14 protein-coding genes and 1 tRNA gene are annotated in these 16,694 nt (G+C 71.5%); 12 read left to right on the top strand and 3 right to left on the bottom strand.

Annotated elements, in window-relative coordinates:
• The first annotated feature begins 3 nt into the window (after positions 1–3).
• From QNO14_RS09445 to QNO14_RS09410, 8 genes are all read left to right on the top strand, one after another.
• On the top strand, positions 4–1,068 hold the full coding sequence (locus QNO14_RS09445; protein WP_285184254.1) for an aldo/keto reductase: 1,065 nt from the start codon (positions 4–6) through the stop codon (positions 1,066–1,068).
• Positions 1,065–1,997, top strand: coding sequence for a 4-(cytidine 5'-diphospho)-2-C-methyl-D-erythritol kinase (locus tag QNO14_RS09440; RefSeq protein ID WP_257505054.1), 933 nt, complete (start codon positions 1,065–1,067; stop codon positions 1,995–1,997). The genes QNO14_RS09445 and QNO14_RS09440 overlap by 4 nt, the downstream gene beginning before the upstream one ends.
• An 18-nt stretch (positions 1,998–2,015) precedes the next feature.
• On the top strand, positions 2,016–3,338 hold the full coding sequence (locus QNO14_RS09435) for a GNAT family N-acetyltransferase (protein ID WP_257505053.1): 1,323 nt from the start codon (positions 2,016–2,018) through the stop codon (positions 3,336–3,338).
• Between the two features lie 91 nt (positions 3,339–3,429).
• Complete coding sequence (locus tag QNO14_RS09430) at positions 3,430–3,720, top strand: DUF427 domain-containing protein (RefSeq protein WP_257505052.1); 291 nt, start codon at positions 3,430–3,432, stop codon at positions 3,718–3,720.
• 1 nt (position 3,721) lies between these two features.
• Positions 3,722–4,459, top strand: coding sequence for an ABC transporter ATP-binding protein (locus QNO14_RS09425; RefSeq protein WP_257505051.1), 738 nt, complete (start codon positions 3,722–3,724; stop codon positions 4,457–4,459).
• Entirely contained in the window at positions 4,456–5,142 is a 687-nt protein-coding gene (locus QNO14_RS09420) for an ABC transporter permease (protein WP_257496016.1), read from the top strand. Before QNO14_RS09425 ends, QNO14_RS09420 begins: the two co-directional genes overlap by 4 nt.
• Positions 5,139–5,879, top strand: coding sequence for an ABC transporter permease (locus QNO14_RS09415; RefSeq protein ID WP_257505050.1), 741 nt, complete (start codon positions 5,139–5,141; stop codon positions 5,877–5,879). The genes QNO14_RS09420 and QNO14_RS09415 overlap by 4 nt, the downstream gene beginning before the upstream one ends.
• 22 nt (positions 5,880–5,901) lie before the next feature.
• A complete protein-coding gene (locus QNO14_RS09410; RefSeq protein WP_257505049.1) occupies positions 5,902–6,819 on the top strand; it encodes an ABC transporter substrate-binding protein in 918 nt (305 codons plus the stop codon).
• A 33-nt stretch (positions 6,820–6,852) separates the two neighbouring features.
• On the opposite strand, the gene QNO14_RS09405 is transcribed toward QNO14_RS09410, so the two are convergent.
• The 3 genes from QNO14_RS09405 to QNO14_RS09395 all read right to left on the bottom strand — a co-directional run bounded on the left by QNO14_RS09405 (position 6,853) and on the right by QNO14_RS09395 (position 10,370).
• Positions 6,853–8,670, bottom strand: coding sequence for an ABC-F family ATP-binding cassette domain-containing protein (locus QNO14_RS09405; protein WP_257496019.1), 1,818 nt, complete (start codon positions 8,668–8,670; stop codon positions 6,853–6,855).
• A gap of 231 nt (positions 8,671–8,901) precedes the next feature.
• Entirely contained in the window at positions 8,902–9,852 is a 951-nt protein-coding gene (locus QNO14_RS09400) for a pseudouridine synthase (RefSeq protein ID WP_257505048.1), read from the bottom strand.
• Positions 9,853–9,872: 20 nt separating this feature from the next.
• Positions 9,873–10,370: a MarR family winged helix-turn-helix transcriptional regulator gene (locus QNO14_RS09395; RefSeq protein ID WP_257496021.1), complete on the bottom strand. Its 498-nt coding sequence runs from the start codon at positions 10,368–10,370 to the stop codon at positions 9,873–9,875.
• Positions 10,371–10,529: 159 nt separating this feature from the next.
• On the opposite strand from QNO14_RS09395, the gene QNO14_RS09390 reads away from it, so the two are divergent.
• The 4 genes from QNO14_RS09390 to QNO14_RS09375 all read left to right on the top strand — a co-directional run bounded on the left by QNO14_RS09390 (position 10,530) and on the right by QNO14_RS09375 (position 16,690).
• Positions 10,530–14,102 carry a glycosyl hydrolase 53 family protein gene (locus QNO14_RS09390; RefSeq protein ID WP_285184253.1) on the top strand — a complete coding sequence of 1,191 codons (3,573 nt, stop codon included), beginning with the start codon at positions 10,530–10,532 and terminating at the stop codon, positions 14,100–14,102.
• Positions 14,103–14,147: 45 nt separating this feature from the next.
• Positions 14,148–14,219, top strand: a tRNA-Gln gene (locus QNO14_RS09385).
• A gap of 1 nt (position 14,220) precedes the next feature.
• Positions 14,221–15,681, top strand: coding sequence for a bifunctional UDP-N-acetylglucosamine diphosphorylase/glucosamine-1-phosphate N-acetyltransferase GlmU (gene glmU / locus QNO14_RS09380; RefSeq protein ID WP_257505047.1), 1,461 nt, complete (start codon positions 14,221–14,223; stop codon positions 15,679–15,681).
• Complete coding sequence (locus QNO14_RS09375; RefSeq protein ID WP_257496023.1) at positions 15,656–16,690, top strand: ribose-phosphate diphosphokinase; 1,035 nt, start codon at positions 15,656–15,658, stop codon at positions 16,688–16,690. The genes glmU and QNO14_RS09375 overlap by 26 nt, the downstream gene beginning before the upstream one ends.
• The last annotated feature ends 4 nt before the right edge of the window (positions 16,691–16,694 follow it).

The following is a 16,694-nucleotide window of genomic DNA, read 5'->3' as shown; positions in this document are numbered from 1 at the left end:
TGGGTGACCGAATCGCCCCGCACCAAGCCTCCTGTCGCCGACCTGCACCGGCCCTACACGGCCGCTGAAGACCGGTACGCATCCGTCGACTACCGCCGCGTCGGGACGTCGGGCCTGCGCCTGCCCCCGATCTCGCTGGGTCTGTGGTGGAACTTCGGCGACAACGTGCCGTTCGACCGCCAGCGGGAGGTGCTGCGTCACGCCTTCGACATCGGCATCACCCACTTCGACCTGGCCAACAACTACGGCCCGCCCTACGGCGCGGCCGAGACCAACTTCGGCCGCATGATGCGCGAGGACTTCGCGCCGTACCGTGACGAGCTGATCATCTCGTCCAAGGCCGGCTACGACATGTGGGCCGGTCCCTACGGCGAGGGCGGATCGCGCACCTACCTGCTCTCCAGCGCCGAGCAGTCCCTGCGCCGCATGCAGCTCGACTACGTCGACATCTTCTACTCGCACCGCGACGACCAGACCGTGCCGCTGGAGGAGACGATCGGGGCGCTGGACACCCTCGTGCGCCAGGGCAAGGCCCGGTACGTGGGCATCTCGTCGTACAGCGCCATGCGCACGGTCGAGGCCGTCGCCATCGCGCGCAGCCTCGGCACGCCGCTGGTGATCCACCAGCCCTCCTACTCGATCGCCAACCGGTGGATCGAAGACGGTCTGACCGGCGCGCTGGAGCAGGAGGGCCTGGGCGCCATCGCGTTCTCGCCGCTGGCGCAGGGCCTGCTCACCGACAAGTACCTCGGCGAGGGCGCCGCCGACCGGTCGGTGCAGCGCTGGTCGGTGCCGCGCGACAAGGTCTCCGAATCCGGGCGCGGCCGCCTGCTGGGTCTCGACGCGATCGCCAAGGAGCGCGGCCAGAGCCTCGCGCAGATGGCCCTGCAGTGGGTCCTCCGCAACGAAGTGGTGGCCTCGGCGCTCGTGGGCGCCTCCCGCCCCGAGCAGCTCGACGAGAACCTCGCCGCCGTCACCGGACCCGCCTTCGACACCGAGGAGCTGGAGCGCATCGACGCCCTTTCCGATGGCATGGACACCGGGATGTGGGAGTCGGCGGACTCGTGAGTCCGGCCGCGTCGTCCCGCCGGGTGCACGTTCGGGCTCCCGGCAAGATCAACGTCTTCTTCGAAGTCGGCGACGTGCAGGACGACGGCTACCACGACGTCGCGTCGGTGTACCAGGCCGTCTCGGCGTACGAGGACGTCTACGCCACGCACGCCGACGACTTCACGATCTCGGTCGAGGGCGTCGTCGACGTCGCCGGGGTCCCGGTCGACGACCGCAACCTCGCGGTACGGGCGGCGCGCCTCCTCGCCGGTGAGATCGGCTACGACGGCGGGGTGCACCTCGAGGTGCGCAAGGGCGTTCCCGTCGCCGGCGGCATGGGCGGCGGCTCCGCCGATGCCGCGGCGGCGCTGGTGGCATGCGATGCGCTGTGGGATGCCGGCCTGTCCGCCGCACGGCTGCACCGCCTGGCCGCACGCCTGGGAGCCGACGTGCCCTTCGCCCTCATGGGCGGCACCGCCGTCGGCACCGGGCGGGGGGACCAGCTGAGTCCCGCGCTCGCGCGGGGACGGATGGACTGGGTCATCGTGACGAACCCGGCGGGGCTTTCCACCCCGGAGGTCTATCGCGAGCTCGATCGGCTGCGCGAGCGCAACGCCCCCGACATCTCGCCGCCGACGGCGGCGCCCGACGTCGACCCGGCCGTGCTGCAGGCGCTGCGCACCGGCGATGCCGCGGCCGTCGCCGCGGCGGTGCGCAACGACCTGCAGGATGCCGCCTTCTCGCTGCGCCCCGAGCTGACCGCGCTGCGCGACCTGGGGTGCGGCCTGGGTGCACTGGCGGGACTCGTCTCCGGCTCCGGACCCACCGTGGCGTTCCTGGCGGGCGACCCGGATTCGGCGAGGCAGCTGCGCACTGCTCTGAGCGCCACCGGCTACGACGCGATGACGGTGCACGGGCCGGTCCCCGGCGCGCGCCTCGTCGGCTGACGACACAACGAGGGAGCGATGGGCACCGTGAACAACACCGTCTGGCATGACGCACCTGTCGACCAGCGATCCCGAGCGGCTCTGGCCGTTCGCGACCTGCAGTACCGCACGGTCTCGCACGCAGGGAGCGCCGACTACGCCGCGTGGCTGCAGGCCGCCGCGCGCGGCTTTCAGAACGACGAGCGCACCGCCGAGCAGATCGCGGCGAACCGCGCGCTGACCGCCTACCGGCGGCTCACCGGTGTGTACGACGGGGCGGGTCCCATGCCCGAGATGCCGGTCGCGACCCTCTCGTCGTGGATCGGCGAGCTGTCCGTGCCCGGTGGACGCGGCATCCCCTCGTGTGCGATCAGCTCGGTGACCGTGGCGCCCACGCACCGCAGACGCGGCATCGCCCGGGCGATGCTCGAGGGCGAGCTGCGGGGGGCGGCGGCTGCCGGACTCCCGATGGCGATGCTCACCGTCAGCGAGTCGACGCTCTACGGGCGCTACGGCTTCGCGCCCGCCGGTGCCTCCGCAGCGTGGACGATCGAGACCAAACGCGCCGGCTGGCGGGGGCCCCAGGCACCGGGCCGCGTCGATTTCATCTCCCGTCAGCGGCTGCGCGAGCTGCTGCCCGTCGTGCACGACCGCGTCCGCTTGGAGGCGCCCGGCGAGATCGACGTCCCGGGGGAGTTCTGGGAGCGTTTCGCGGGCACCCGGCCCGACGAGAAGGACGGCGGCAAGGTACGCGCCGTGCAGTACGCCGACCCCGCGGGGGAGGTGCGAGGGCTGGCGGTGTACACGGTCGCGGGTAACGACGAGGACTTCACGAAGGCGCGCGTGCACGTGTCGTACCTGCTGACCGAGACCGACGACGCGTACGCGGCGCTGTGGCGATTCCTCCTCGAACTCGACCTCGTCAGCACGGTGACCGCGCACGAGCTGTCGGTCGACGAGCCACTGCTGTGGATGATCGAGGACCAGCGGGCGGCGAAGGTCACCGTGCGCGACCACCAGTACCTGCGCATCCTCGACGTGCCCGCCGCCCTGCAGGCCCGCACGTACGCGGCCCCGGGCCGGTTCTCGCTCGAGGTCACCGACCCGCTCGAGATCGCCGGTGGCCGCTATCTGCTCGACATCGGAAGCGACGGCCGCGCCACGGTGTCCGCGCACCCCGCGGGGCCCTCGACGGATGCGGTGGCCGTGAGCATCGGCATCCGGGAGCTTTCCGCGCTGTACCTGGGCGGAGTGTCGCCGGTCACGCTCGCACGCGCCGGACTCGTGCAGACGGGCGATGCGGTGGCGTTCGCGCGGTCGCTCTCGTGGCAGGTCGCTCCGCGGCTGAGTCTCTGGTACTGATCGCGCTAGTGCACGCGGGCGGTCCGTGCAAGACCGCGTGCGTGTCGGAACCCGGCGTTACCCTTGACGCTCACCCACCGAGGGAGCGGCCATGCAAGCACGACTGGGCGACACGGTCATCGCGGATGCCGACGAGACCGACCTCATCCGCATCGAGGGCAACTGGTACTTCCCGCCCGCGAGCGTGAACTGGGATCTCCTCACCCCGAGCGACACCCCGTACACCTGCGCGTGGAAGGGGGAGTGCCAGTACTACGACGTCGACGGGCACGCCGACAACGCGTTCGCGTACCCCGATCCCAAGCCGGGGTCGATCGAACGGGTCGGCCAGGACTTCTCCGGGTACGTCGCGTTCTGGCAGGACGTCCAGGTCGGCGCCTGACGTGATCGAGTTCCGCGGGGTCTCCAAGTCCTTCCCCGACGGCACCCGGGCGGTGGACGACTTCTCCCTGGTCATCCCGCCCAGACAGACGACGGTGTTCGTCGGATCCTCCGGGTGCGGCAAGACCACGCTGCTGCGCATGATCAACCGCATGGTCGAGCCCTCGTCGGGCACGATCACCATCGACGGCGAAGACATCGCAGGGCGCGCCCCGGTGCAGCTGCGCCGCAGCATCGGCTACGTCATGCAGAACTCCGGTCTGCTGCCGCACCTCACCGTCGCCGCCAACATCGCCACCGTGCCGCGCCTGAACGGCGTCGCCCGAGGTGAAGCCCGCGAGCGGGCGCTGGAGCTGATGGGCACCGTGGGCCTCGACGTCGCGATGGCCGACCGCTATCCCAGCCAGCTCTCCGGAGGGCAGCAGCAGCGCGTCGGCGTGGCGCGGGCGCTCGCCGCCGAACCGAACATCCTCCTCATGGACGAGCCGTTCGGCGCCGTCGACCCGATCGTCCGCACCGAGCTGCAGGACGAGCTCATCCGCCTGCAGCGCGACATCGGCAAGACGATCGTCTTCGTCACGCACGACATCGAGGAGGCCTTCTTCCTCGGCGACCAGATCGTGATCCTCGAGCGCGGGGCCCGCATTGCCCAGCAGGGCTCCGCCGACGACATCCGCCGCAATCCCGCTTCGCCGTTCGTCGAGGCCTTCGTCGGCGCGCGGGAGCGTCGCGCGCCGTGAACTGGGTCATCGACAACCTCGGGCTCATCGCGGCGCTGTCGCTCGAACACGTGCGGCAGAGCGTCGTCCCGATCGTCGTCGGGCTGGTGCTCGCCGTGCCGCTCGGCTGGGTGGCGTGGCGCTACCGCCTGCTGCGCGGCGCGCTCCTGACCCTCAGCGGACTGCTCTACACGATCCCGTCGCTGGCGTTGCTGGCGCTGCTGCCCGGCATCCTCGGAGTCAGTTTCCTCAGCGAGGTCAATCTGCTGGTCGCCCTGACGCTGTACGCCGTCGCGCTGCTGACCCGGTCGGTCGCCGACGGCTTCGACGCGGTCGACCCCGACGCCCGGTTGGCGGCCGTGGCCATGGGGTACGGGTCGGCCAGGCGCTTCTGGGGGGTCGACCTGCCGCTGGCGGGCCCCGTGATCCTCGCGGGCCTGCGTGTCGCCGCCGTCAGCACGGTGTCGCTGGCGACGGTGGGCGTGCTCATCGGCGTCACAAACCTCGGCTACCTCTTCACCAACGGTCTGCAGCGGCGTATCGTCCCGGAGGTGCTCGCCGGCATCGTCGCGGTCATGCTCATCGCCGTCGTCATCGACCTGCTGCTCGTCGTGGCCGGTCGCCTGCTCATGCCGTGGAGCCGCGCCGCCACGCCCGCCGCTCGGGCCCGCCGGGCGCTGCGCACCGCGGAGGCGCCGGCATGAACCTCTTCCTCGACGCCCTCGCCTGGATCGTCGCCCCCGAGCAGTGGACGGGAAGCGGCGCCATCGGCACGGCCATCGGCGTGCACCTGCTCTTCACCGTCATGTCCGTCGTCCTCGCCGCCGCCGTGGCGGTGCCGCTCGGGTGGCTCATCGGCCACACCGGCCGCGGCCGGGAACTCGCCGTCACCGTCTCGGGCGCTGCGCGCGCCGTGCCGTCGTTCGGTTTGCTGATCCTGCTGGTGCTGCTCTTCGGGGTGCTGAACCGGCCGGAGGCGGCGGTGGTCACGTTTGTGCTGCTGGCGATCCCGTCGATCCTCGCCGGCGCCTACGCCGGCGTCGAGGCGATCGACCCCGCCGTGCGCGACGCCGGGCGCGCGATGGGCATGACGGGCTGGCAGGTGCTGTGGCGCATCGAGGCGCCGCTCGGGCTGCCGCTGCTGGTGGCCGGCCTGCGGTCGGCGACGCTCCAGGTGGTGGCCACGGTCACGATCGCCGCGTACGTCAACCTGGGTGGCCTGGGGCAGTACATCATCGCCGGCATCCCCCTGCGCCGTTACGAGATGGTGCTCGGCGGCGCGCTGCTGGTGATCGGCCTCGCCCTGCTGCTGGATCTGCTCTTCGCGGTCCTGCAGCGCGTCGCGGTGCCCCGGGGCCTGCGCGCCGGCCGCAGCGCCCGCACCACCACCCGCGCACCGTCGGGGCGGAACGCCGCCGCCCGCACTCCTGTCCCGTCCTGATCGATCCCACCGAGGAGACACCATGTCCACTGCACGCATCCCGCGCCGCCTGGTCGCCGGCGCCACCGCCCTGGCGTTCGCCGCCGTCGCCTTCGTCGGCTGCGCGACCGCCGATCCGCTCGATCCCGAGGCGGGCGACACGACCGACAACGAGACCATCGTCATCGGCTCGCAGGCCTACTACTCCAACGAGATCATCGCCGAGATCTACGCGCAGGCTCTGGAGGATGCCGGCTACACGGTGGAGCGCTCGTTCAACATCGGCCAGCGGGACGCCTACATGCCCGAGATCGAGAGCGGCGCGATCACTCTCTTCCCCGAGTACACCGGCAACCTGCTGCAGTACTACGACCCCGAGACGACGGCGCGCACGGCCGACGACGTGTACGGGGCGCTGGTGGAAGCCCTTCCGGACGGGCTGACGGTGCTCGAGCAGTCCGAGGCAACCGACCAGGATTCCTACACGGTGACCGCGGCCTACGCCGACGAGAACGGCCTCACCTCCATCGCCGACCTCGCCGGCATCGACGGCACGCTGACGGTGGGCGGGCCGCCCGAGCTAGCCGAGCGGCCGTACGGGCGCTCGGGCCTGGCCGAGACGTACGGGGTGGAGGACGTGGTCTTCGAGGGCACCGGTGACACGAGCGTCGAGGCGCTCACGGCCGGTGAGGTCGACGTCGCCAACGTCTTCACCGCCGACCCGCGCATCCAGACTCAGGACCTCGTCGTGCTGGAGGATCCCGAGGGCCTGTTCCTCGCTTCCAACGTCGTCCCGCTCGTCAACGAAGAACTCGCCGACGAGCTGGCCGAGGTCATCGACCCCATCAGCGCCGCGCTCACGCCCGAGGGACTGGTCGCGCTGAACGTGAAGAGCACCGAGGACGAGCAGTCGAGCGAGGCCATCGCCACTGCATGGCTCGAGGAGAACGGCCTCATCTGACCGTCTCGCTCGACTGAGGGCTGAGCGACCCGCTCAGTCGAGCGCTTCGCCGAGCTCGAGCCACCGCTCCTCGAGCTCGGCGATCTCGGCCGCCTGCGCGTCGCGTCTGCGGTAGAGCTCTGCCACGTCGTCGTAGTCGGTGCTGCCGGCCGCGTCCGCGATCTTGACGTCGAGGTCGTCGAGCCCCTTCTGCAGCTTCTGGATCTTGCGGTCCAGCGCCGACAGTTCCTTCTCGGCGGTGCGGCGATCGGCGCCAGACAGCGCCGAGGCGGATGCCGCGGGAGCGGCGGCCTTGGCCGGCCCGGCATCCGCGGCGCGCTGCTGCGCGTGACGCAGGCGCAGGTACTCGTCGATGCCGCCCGGCAGGTGCCGCAGGTGCCCGTCGAGGATGGCGTACTGCTGGTCGGTCACCCGCTCGAGGAAGTATCGGTCGTGGGAGACGACGAGGAGGGTCCCCGCCCACGAGTCCAGCAGATCCTCGATGGCCGCGAGCATGTCGGTGTCGAGGTCGTTCGTCGGCTCGTCGAGGATCAGCACGTTGGGCTGCTCCAGCAGGATCAGCAGCAGCTGCAGGCGCCGCTTCTGCCCGCCCGAGAGGTCCTTGACGGGTGTCGACAGCTGCTCGCTGGAGAACCCCATCCGCTCCAGCAGCTGCCCGGGGGTCAGATCCTGCGCCTTGGAACCGGTGCCGAGCGTGTAGCTGGTGCGCAGGCCCGAGATCACGACGCGCACGGGGTCGTTCAGGTGCGGGTCCAGCTCGTCCATCCGCTGGCTCAGGGTGGCGACCTTGACCGTCTTGCCGCGCTTGACGCGGCCGGCGGTGGGCTCCACCGTGCCGGCGATGAGACCGAGGAGGGTCGATTTGCCGGCGCCGTTCACCCCGAGGATGCCGGTGCGCTCACCGGGCGCGATGCGCCACTCGACGGTGCGCAGCACGTCACGCGTGCCGCCGCCCGGCGCGGGGTAGGACACCGACACGTCGAGCAGGTCGACGACGTCCTTGCCCAGGCGTGAGACGGCGAGGGACTGCAGGGTGACGGGGTCGCGGATCTCCGGCACGTCGGCGATGAGCTCGTTGGCGGCATCGATGCGGAACTTCGGCTTCGCGGTGCGCGCGGGGGCGCCCCGGCGCAGCCAGGCGAGCTCCTTGCGGGCCAGGTTCTGCCGGCGGGCCTCGATGACCGCCGACTGGCGGTCGCGCTCGACGCGCTGCAGCACGTACGCGGCGTAGCCGCCCTCGAACGGCTCGACGATGCGGTCGTGCACCTCCCACGTGCGCGTGCACACCTCGTCGAGGAACCACCGGTCGTGGGTGACGACGAGGAGGGCCCCTGACGACGCCGACCAGCGGCGCTTCAGGTGCTCGGCCAGCCACGCGATGCCCTCGACGTCGAGGTGGTTGGTCGGCTCATCGAGCATGAGCACGTCCCAGTCGCCTGTCAGCAGCCGCGCGATCGCGACGCGGCGGCGCTGGCCGCCCGAGAGGGTGCCCACGGCGGCATCCCACGGCAGGTCGGAGGCGAGACCCGCGACGACGTCACGGGTGAGCGGATCGCCCGCCCACTCGTGCTCGATGCGGTCGCCGACGATCGCCTCGCCGACGGTGATGTCGTCGGGGAGGGTGTCGGCCTGATCGAGCACGCCCACGGTCACGCCGCCGCGCACGGTGACGCGCCCGGAATCGGGGATGACGCGCCCGGCGAGCATCGCCATGAGGCTGGACTTGCCGTCGCCGTTGCGGCCGACGATGCCGATGCGATCGCCCTCGTCGACGCCGATCGACACGCCGTCGAAGACGACACGGGTGGGATATTCGAGATGCAGGGCTTCGGCCCCGAGAAGATGCGCCATGTTCCCTCCAGCGTAGGCGGCGCGGCTGAGGGGTTCGCCCGTGGGCGGCGCCCGGGCTGCGCAACTCCTCAAGAACCGGCCAGGATCCGCGCGGATCGGCCGCTACCGTCGGCATCCTCCCGGATCTTTGAGGAGTCACGACCGCAGAGGTGCCGCCAGGGGTTGCCGCCGGGGTGCCCGTCAGGGGCGCCTGCCCGGGTCGGTGCCGCGGTGGCGGCCTCGCGCGCCCCCTCAGCCGCGCAGCGGCGCGTCGGCGAGCCGGCGACGCGTGGTGAAGGCGCGCGGCCGTCCGGTCAGCGGGTCGGTGAAGCGCAGGTGGGTGGCCAGCAGCTGCATCGGGCGTTCGGGATCGTCCTGCGGCGTCTCGGGGAGGAGCTCCGGGTAGTAGCGGTCGCCCAGGATGCCGAGACCGAGCTGTGCCAGGTGCACGCGCAGCTGATGCATGCGCCCGGTGCGCGGGTGCAGCCGGGTGTGGACGACCTCCGCTCCGGCGTGCCCGCCGGTGCTCGTTCCCGTGCCGACGAGCTCGATGAGCGTCTCGGCGTTCGGCTCGCGGTCCGGACGGGTCTGCACGCAGAGGTTGTCGCGGAACTTCTCGATGTGGCTGCGGTGGACCAGCGGAAAGGCCGGCAGGCCGCCCGGGGGGAGGGCGGAGACCGCTTCGTAGACCTTCTGCACCTCGCGGCGCTCGAACATCGACTGGTAGGCGCCGCGCGTCGCGGGCCGGGCGGAGAACATCAGCACCCCCGCGGTGGCGCGGTCCAGCCGGTGGATGGGCACGAGGTCCGGGTTGTCGAGGCGTCGCCGCATCCGTACGAGAGCGGTGTGATTCAGGAACCGGCCGCCCGGTGTCGTCGGGAGGAAATGCGGCTTGTCGATGACGACGAGGTCGTCGTCGATGTGCAGGATCTCCTCGTCGAACGGCACGGTGCGCTCGGCGGCGGGCGGCTCACGGTGGTACCAGATGAACTCCGTCGCCCCGAGCGGTGTGTCCCGGCGCACGGCCGCTCCGTGGGCGTCGACGACGTCACCGCGGTCGATGCGGTCGTGCAGCACCTGGCGGTCGATGTGCTCGAAGCGTTCGAGCACGTAGTCGGCGATCGTCGCCCAGGGACCCGAGGTGGGCACGCGCAGGCGGGTCGCGCCGACGCCGTCGCGGACGGGACGAGGGGAGACGGGCATGCTCCCATGGTCCCAGACGGTCAAGCGTCGAAGCCGAGGCTGAGCTTGCGCAGCAGGGATGCCAGGCGCTCGCGGTCACTGCGAGAAAGCGACGCCAGCAGGGTGGCCTCCGCGTCGACGAGCCGCGTGATCGCGGCATCCACGCGCGTCTTGCCGTCACCGGCGAGGGTCACCAGCACGCTGCGCCCGTCTGCCGGGTCGGCCTCGCGACGCACCAGCCGGCGGGCGACGAGCCGGTCGATGCGGTTGGTCATCGTGCCGCTCGAGACGAGCGTCTGCTGCAGCAGCTGCTTGGGGCTGAGCTGGAACGGCTCGCCCGCCCGGCGCAGCGCCGACAGCACGTCCCACTCCCACGGCTCCAGCTCGCTGCGCCGGAAGGCGTCGCGTCGTGCCCGGTCGAGGTGGCGGGAGAGCCGGTCGACGCGCGAGAGCACCTCGAGCGGAGAGAAGTCCAGATCGGGGCGCTGAGTCATCCACGCGCCGACGATGCGGTCGACCTCGTCCGTCTGGTGTGCCATCCCCCCATTATCGGCCTCGTCCTCGATCACGGTTCGGTAACGACGACGACCACCCTCTTGGCAGTCGCTTTGCAGGCGGCGAAGACTGTGACCGGTCACAGAAGTCACCCGTCAACGGAGATCGGAGCAACCGTGCGCGCACGCGGGACGAACAGGTGGATGCGGGGCGCAGCGGCGGCCGCGGCGCTCGTGCTGGTGGCGACCGGGCTCGCCCTTCCCGCCGCGGCCGATGACGGACCGGTCGAAGCCGGGATCGTCGTGGCGAAGGTGGAAGGGATGCCGGCGGACTTCATCGCCGGCGCCGATGTCTCCTCGGCGATCGCGCTCGAGCAATCCGGCGTGGTCTTCCGCGACACCGCCGGTGCGCCGGCAGACCTCTTCGACGTGCTCGCCGACGCGGGGATCACCGACGTGCGGGTGCGGGTGTGGAACGACCCGTTCGACGCCGCCGGCAACGGGTACGGCGGCGGCAACACCGATGTCGCCCGCGCGGTCGAGATCGGGGAGCGCGCCACCGCGGCGGGCCTGGGCGTGCTGGTCGACTTCCACTACTCCGACTTCTGGGCCGATCCCGCCAAGCAGCACGCCCCCAAGGCGTGGGAGGGCTTCACCGCCGAGCAGACCGCCGACGCGGTGGGGGAGTTCACCGAATCCGCGCTCGCGGACTTCGTCGCCGCGGGCGTCGACGTCCGCATGGTGCAGATCGGGAACGAGACCAACGGCGCCGTCGCGGGCATCACCGGGTGGGCCGGCATGGCCCAGGTGTTCTCCGCCGGCTCCGCCGCTGTACGCTCCGCCGTTCCCGACGCGAAGGTGGTCGTGCACTTCACCAACCCCGAGACCGCCGGCCGCTACGCCGGGTACGCCCGGGAGCTCGCCGACCGCGGCGTCGATTACGACGTGTTCGCCTCGTCCTACTACCCGTTCTGGCACGGCTCGCTCGACAACCTCACCACGGTGCTGAGCGACGTCGCCGACACCCACGGCAAGCAGGTCATGGTGGCCGAGACATCCTGGGCCCACACGCTCGAGGACGGGGACGGCCACGGCAACGTCATCGACCTCCCCTCCGAGGCCACCGCGTACCCCGTCAGCGTGCAGGGGCAAGCCACCGCCCTGCGCGATGTCATCGAGGCGGTCGTCGAGGTCGGCGACGCCGGCATCGGCGTCTTCTACTGGGAGCCGGCCTGGCTGCCCGTGGGCCCACCGTCGCAGCTCGAGCGCAACCGCGAGCTGTGGGAGACCTTCGGCTCGGGATGGGCCACCAGCGCCGCCGGCGAGTACGACCCGGACGACGCCGGCCAGTGGTACGGCGGCTCGGCGTGGGACAACCAGGCCCTCTTCGCGTTCGACGGCACGCCCCTGGAGTCGCTGCAGACCTTCCGCTACGCGCGCACCGGCGCCACCGCCCCGCGAGAGGTCAGCTCTGTCGAGCAGCCGGCGATCACGCGCCAGGACGGCGACGACCTCGCCCTGCCGGACACGGTCGCGGTCACCTACAACGACGGATCCATCGAGCAGCAGCCAGTGACCTGGTCGGATGCCGCGGACTGGATCACCGGACCCGGCGTGTATCGCGTGAGCGGCGCCACCGCGTCGGGGCACGCGACCGTGGCGACGGTCACCGTGCAGGCGGTCAATCACCTGCGCAACCCGGGGTTCGAAGACGCCGACCTGTCGATGTGGCAGAGCTCCGGACCGCTCACCCTCCGTGCCGCCGACGACCCCCGCAGCGGCACCCGCTCCGGGCACTTCTACGCCGCAGACGCCTACGGCTTCACCCTCTCCCAGACCGTCACCGGTCTGCCGGCGGGGGACTACACCGCCTCCGGTGCGCTGCAGGGCGACGGGGAGGGGAGCGGCGGCGTGACGCTGCAGCTCTCGTCCTCGCTCGGGGATGCCGCAGAGGCGCCCTTCGCACTGACGGGCTGGCGCGTCTGGTCGGAGCCGCAGACGGGTGCCGTCACGATCGCCGAGGGTGACACGCTCACCGTGACGGTGCGCGCCGACCTTCCCGGCGGCGCCTGGGGCACCCTCGACGACCTCGTGCTGGCCGAGGTGACCGAACCCGGTGCCGACACCGCCGCGCTCGATGACGCTGTGGCTCGTGCCGCCGCCGTCGATCGCGCCGTGGCCACCCCGCAGTCGCTGACGGGGCTGGATGCCGCCCTCGAGATCGCGGAGGTCGTGCGCGGCGCTGCGGCGCCGACCGCCGCGCAGGTCGCCGACGCCGTGGCCCTCGTCGAGGGGGCGCTCGCCGCCCTCGAGCCGGTGGGAGCAACGCCGCCCGCCGTTGTCTCCCCGATCGAGCTCACCATCGAGGAGGGTGCCGAGATCACGCTGCCGGCCACCGTGCGCCGCACCGCGTGGAATGGCGTCGTCGACGAGGCGCCGGTGACCTGGTCTGAGGCCGTGAAGTGGATCGACGGCCCCGGCGTCTACACGGTTCCGGGCACCGCCGAAGGGGTCGCCGCGGTCGCCCGCATCACCGTCACCGAGCGCGCTTGGGTGCTCGACGGCGGGTTCGAGGGTGACGGATCGGCATGGACGGTCTCGGGTACCGGCGCCGCGATCGCCGACACCGCGGACGCGGCGAACGGCAACCGCGCCGTGAGCTTCTGGAACGACGCCGCGTACGAATTCGAGGTCACTCAGCAGATCGACCGCATCGCCCCCGGCACCTACGCCCTTTCGGCCACCGCGCAGGGCGACGGCGAGGCGTCTGGCGACGCGCTGGAAGTCACCGCCACCACCGCGTCCGGCGTGCAGGCCGCGCCGCTGGCGCTGGACGGCTGGCAGGCGTTCGCAACGGCGACGACCGCGCCGTTCACCGTGGCCGAGGGTGAGACGCTCACCGTCGGCATCCGTGGCGCGCTGACCGCGGGCGCGTGGGGCACCGTGGACGACCTGCGGCTGGTGCGTGCGGGGGAGCGGACCGACACGTCGGGTCTTGCGGCCGACATCGCCGGCGCGCGGGTGCTCGACCCCGGCGCGTACACCGCCGCCTCGTGGCAGGTGCTCACCGAAGCCGTCGCGGTCGCCGATGTCGTGGTGGCCGCGCTGTGGCCGACTCCCGAAGCGGTCGGAGCCGCGAGGGCGCAACTGGCCGAGGCGACGTCCCTGCTGGTGCGCCGCGACGCCGACACATCGACGTCCGCTCCCGCCGTCGGCGTGCTGTCGCACGACAACGGCTGGGACACAGGGCTCCGCGACGGCGACTACACCGTGCGGATGAACCTGTGGTGGGGTGTCAACGGCTCGTCGTTCCGGCTGTACGAGAACGGCGCCCTCGTGGCCGTGCAGCCCCTCGTCTACGGCGGTAAAGCACCGCAGACCGCGACCGTCCGCGTCACCGGCCGCCAGGACGGCACGTACGTCTATACGGGCGAGATCGTCAACGCCTCGGGCGTCACCGCGACCCGGCCGGTGACCGTCACCGTGGCCGACGCGTCTCCGGGCACCCCGGTGCTGCGGCATGACAATTGGGATCGCGACGGGCGGTACACCGTGACCGCCGACATGTGGTGGGGCACCAACGCGACGGGGTACCGGTTCTTCGCCGACGGTGCGCTCGTAGCCGAGGGGACGCTCGAACCCCGCACACCGCGGGCGCAGAGTGCGAGGCTCGAGGTGACGGGTGCCCCGCGGGGCACGCACCTGTACCGCGTGGAGTTCGTGAATGCGGCGGGCGCGACATCGAGCCGCATCCTGACGGTGACGGTCACCCGCTGACCAGGCCCTCTGGCAGACTTGTCACGTCGTCCTGCGGGACGACGGTCCGCCGTGGTGTAACGGCAGCACGACAGCCTTTGGAGCTGTTAGGCCCAGGTTCGAATCCTGGCGGCGGAGCATGACAGACAACGCGCTCGCCGTCATCGTGCTCGCCGCAGGGCAGGGCACCCGCATGAAGTCGAAACTGCCGAAGGTGCTGCACCGCATCGGCGGCCGTCCGCTCATCGGGCACGTGCTCGACATCGCCCGCGACCTCGGCCCGGCGCAGGTGCTCGTCGTCGTGCGCCATGAGCGGGATCAGGTGGCCGACGCCGTCGCCGGCATCGGCCCGGACGTGCGCATCGTCGACCAGGACGAGGTTCCCGGCACCGGTCGCGCCGTGCAGGTGGCCCTGCAGCAGCTCGGCGGCTTCACGGGCGACGTGCTGGTGCTGTCGGCCGACGTGCCCCTCCTCGAGGCCGAGACCCTGGCGCACCTGGTCGAGGTGCACCGCGCGTCGCACGCCGCGGCCACGCTGCTCACGGCGGTGCTCGACGACGCCACCGGATACGGCCGGATCATCCGCGATTCGACCGGCGCCGTCGCGCGCATCGTCGAGCAGAAGGATGCCAGCGAGGCCGAAGCCGCCGTCACCGAGATCAACGCCGGCGTCTACGTCTTCCGCGCCGACGCGCTGCGCGCGCAGCTCGCGCGGGTGGGGACCGACAACGCCCAGGGCGAGATGTACCTCACCGACGTCATCGGGCTGCTGCGCGCCGACGACGCGCCCGTCGCCGCCGTCGCGGCCCCCGATGCCGCCAGTGCGCTCGGCGTCAACGACCGCGTGCAGCTCGCCGACGCGGCGCGCACCCTCAACGCCCGTGTCGTCCGCCGCTGGCAGCTCGAAGGCGCCACGATCCTCGATCCCGCGACGACGTGGATCGACGTCACCGCGACCCTCGCCCCCGACGTGACGGTGCTCCCCGGTTCGCACATCCTGCGCGCCACGTCCGTGGCATCCGGCGCGGTCATCGGCCCCGACACGAGCCTGGTGGACTGCGAAGTGGGGGAGGATGCCACCGTCAGCCGCAGCGACGCCACCCTCGCCGTCATCGGCGCGGGCGCCACCGTGGGGCCCTTCTCCTACCTGCGCCCCGGCACCTATCTCGGCGACCGGGGCAAGATCGGCACCTTCGTCGAGACGAAGAACTCCACGATCGGCGAGGGCAGCAAGGTGCCGCATCTGTCGTACATCGGCGACACGACCATCGGCACCGGGGTGAACCTCGGCGCCGGTGCGATCACGGCGAACTACGACGACATCGCCAAGCACCGCACCGAGATCGGCGACGAAGTGCACACCGGCTCGCACAACGTCTTCGTCGCGCCGGTTAGGATCGGAGATGGCGCGAAGACCGGTGCGGGTGCCGTCATCCGCAAGGATGTCCCCGCCGGCGCACTGGCACTGAGCGTGGCCCCCCAGCGCAACATCGAGGGGTGGGTCGAGACGAACCGACCGGGAACCAAGGCCGCAGATCTGTCGGCCCAGGCTCGGTCCGCACAGAAAGCGGACGATGGCGCGCAAGAACAAGACGGTTGACCTCGACAGGGCGCGGGACATCGCGCCCGGCGTCGTCGCGAAGACGAAGAAGCGCCTGGTCGTGGCATCGGGCCGCTCCCACCTGGCGCTGGCCAGGGAGGTCGTCTCGCACATCGGCACCGAACTCGTGCCGACCGAGTACCGCACGTTCGCGTCGGGTGAGATCCTCACCCGCTTCGAGGTGTCGATCCGCGGCTGCGACGTGTTCCTCATCCAGTCCTTCGGCCCGCCGGTCAACGAGTGGCTCATGGAGCTGCTGATCATGCTGGATGCCGCCAAGCGCGCGTCCGCCAAGCGCATCACCGTCGTCGCGCCGTACTTCGCGTACTCGCGTCAGGACAAGAAGGGCCGCGGCCGTGAGCCGATCTCGGCGCGCCTCGTCGCCGATCTGCTGAAGACCGCGGGCGCTGACCGCGTGATGAGCGTCGACCTGCACGCCGCGCAGATCCAGGGGTTCTTCGACGGGCCGGTCGATCACCTCTTCGCCAAGCCCGTGCTGCTGGAGTACTTCCAGCGCACCCTGTCGCCCGAGGACCGCGCCGCCCTCACCGTGGTCTCACCCGACACCGGTCGTGTGCGTGTGGCCGACACCTGGTCCGACAGCCTCGGCGCGCCGCTGGCGATCATCCACAAGCGCCGCGACCCGAACGTGGCGAACCAGGTCACCGTCAACGAGATCGTCGGTGACGTGTCGGGCCGCGTGTGCCTGCTCGTGGACGACATGATCGACACCGGCGGCACCATCGTGAAGGCCGCCGAGGCGCTGAAGGCGAACGGCGCGCAGCGCGTGATCGTGGCCGCCACGCACGCCATTTTCAGCGACCCCGCGACCGAGCGGCTGCAGAACGAGGCCATCGACGAGGTGGTGGTCACCGACACCATCCCGGTGCCCGAGCACAAGCGCTTCGAGCGGCTGACCATCCTGCCGATCGCGCCCCTGCTGGCGCGGGCCATCCAGGAGGTCTTCGAAGACGGATCGGTCACGAGCATGTTCGACGGAGCTGCGTAGGAGA

Origin of the sequence: Microbacterium sp. zg-Y625 (assembly GCF_030246925.1) — a bacterium.
Lineage (GTDB): Bacteria > Actinomycetota > Actinomycetes > Actinomycetales > Microbacteriaceae > Microbacterium > Microbacterium jiangjiandongii.
Note: the sequence above shows the minus strand (reverse complement) of the source record. Positions and strands in the feature narration are given on the sequence as shown.

What these genes read in the sequence shown, in the direction of transcription:
- QNO14_RS09435 (WP_257505053.1), top strand. Translation starts at nt 2,016, where the DNA reads ATGGGCACCGTGAACAACACCGTCTGGCATGACGCACCTGTCGACCAG.
- QNO14_RS09430 (WP_257505052.1), top strand. Translation starts at nt 3,430, where the DNA reads ATGCAAGCACGACTGGGCGACACGGTCATCGCGGATGCCGACGAGACC.
- QNO14_RS09415 (WP_257505050.1), top strand. Translation starts at nt 5,139, where the DNA reads ATGAACCTCTTCCTCGACGCCCTCGCCTGGATCGTCGCCCCCGAGCAG.
- QNO14_RS09410 (WP_257505049.1), top strand. Translation starts at nt 5,902, where the DNA reads ATGTCCACTGCACGCATCCCGCGCCGCCTGGTCGCCGGCGCCACCGCC.
- QNO14_RS09405 (WP_257496019.1), bottom strand. Translation starts at nt 8,670, where the DNA reads ATGGCGCATCTTCTCGGGGCCGAAGCCCTGCATCTCGAATATCCCACC.
- QNO14_RS09400 (WP_257505048.1), bottom strand. Translation starts at nt 9,852, where the DNA reads ATGCCCGTCTCCCCTCGTCCCGTCCGCGACGGCGTCGGCGCGACCCGC.
- QNO14_RS09395 (WP_257496021.1), bottom strand. Translation starts at nt 10,370, where the DNA reads ATGGCACACCAGACGGACGAGGTCGACCGCATCGTCGGCGCGTGGATG.
- QNO14_RS09390 (WP_285184253.1), top strand. Translation starts at nt 10,530, where the DNA reads ATGCGGGGCGCAGCGGCGGCCGCGGCGCTCGTGCTGGTGGCGACCGGG.
- glmU (WP_257505047.1), top strand. Translation starts at nt 14,221, where the DNA reads ATGACAGACAACGCGCTCGCCGTCATCGTGCTCGCCGCAGGGCAGGGC.
- QNO14_RS09375 (WP_257496023.1), top strand. Translation starts at nt 15,656, where the DNA reads ATGGCGCGCAAGAACAAGACGGTTGACCTCGACAGGGCGCGGGACATC.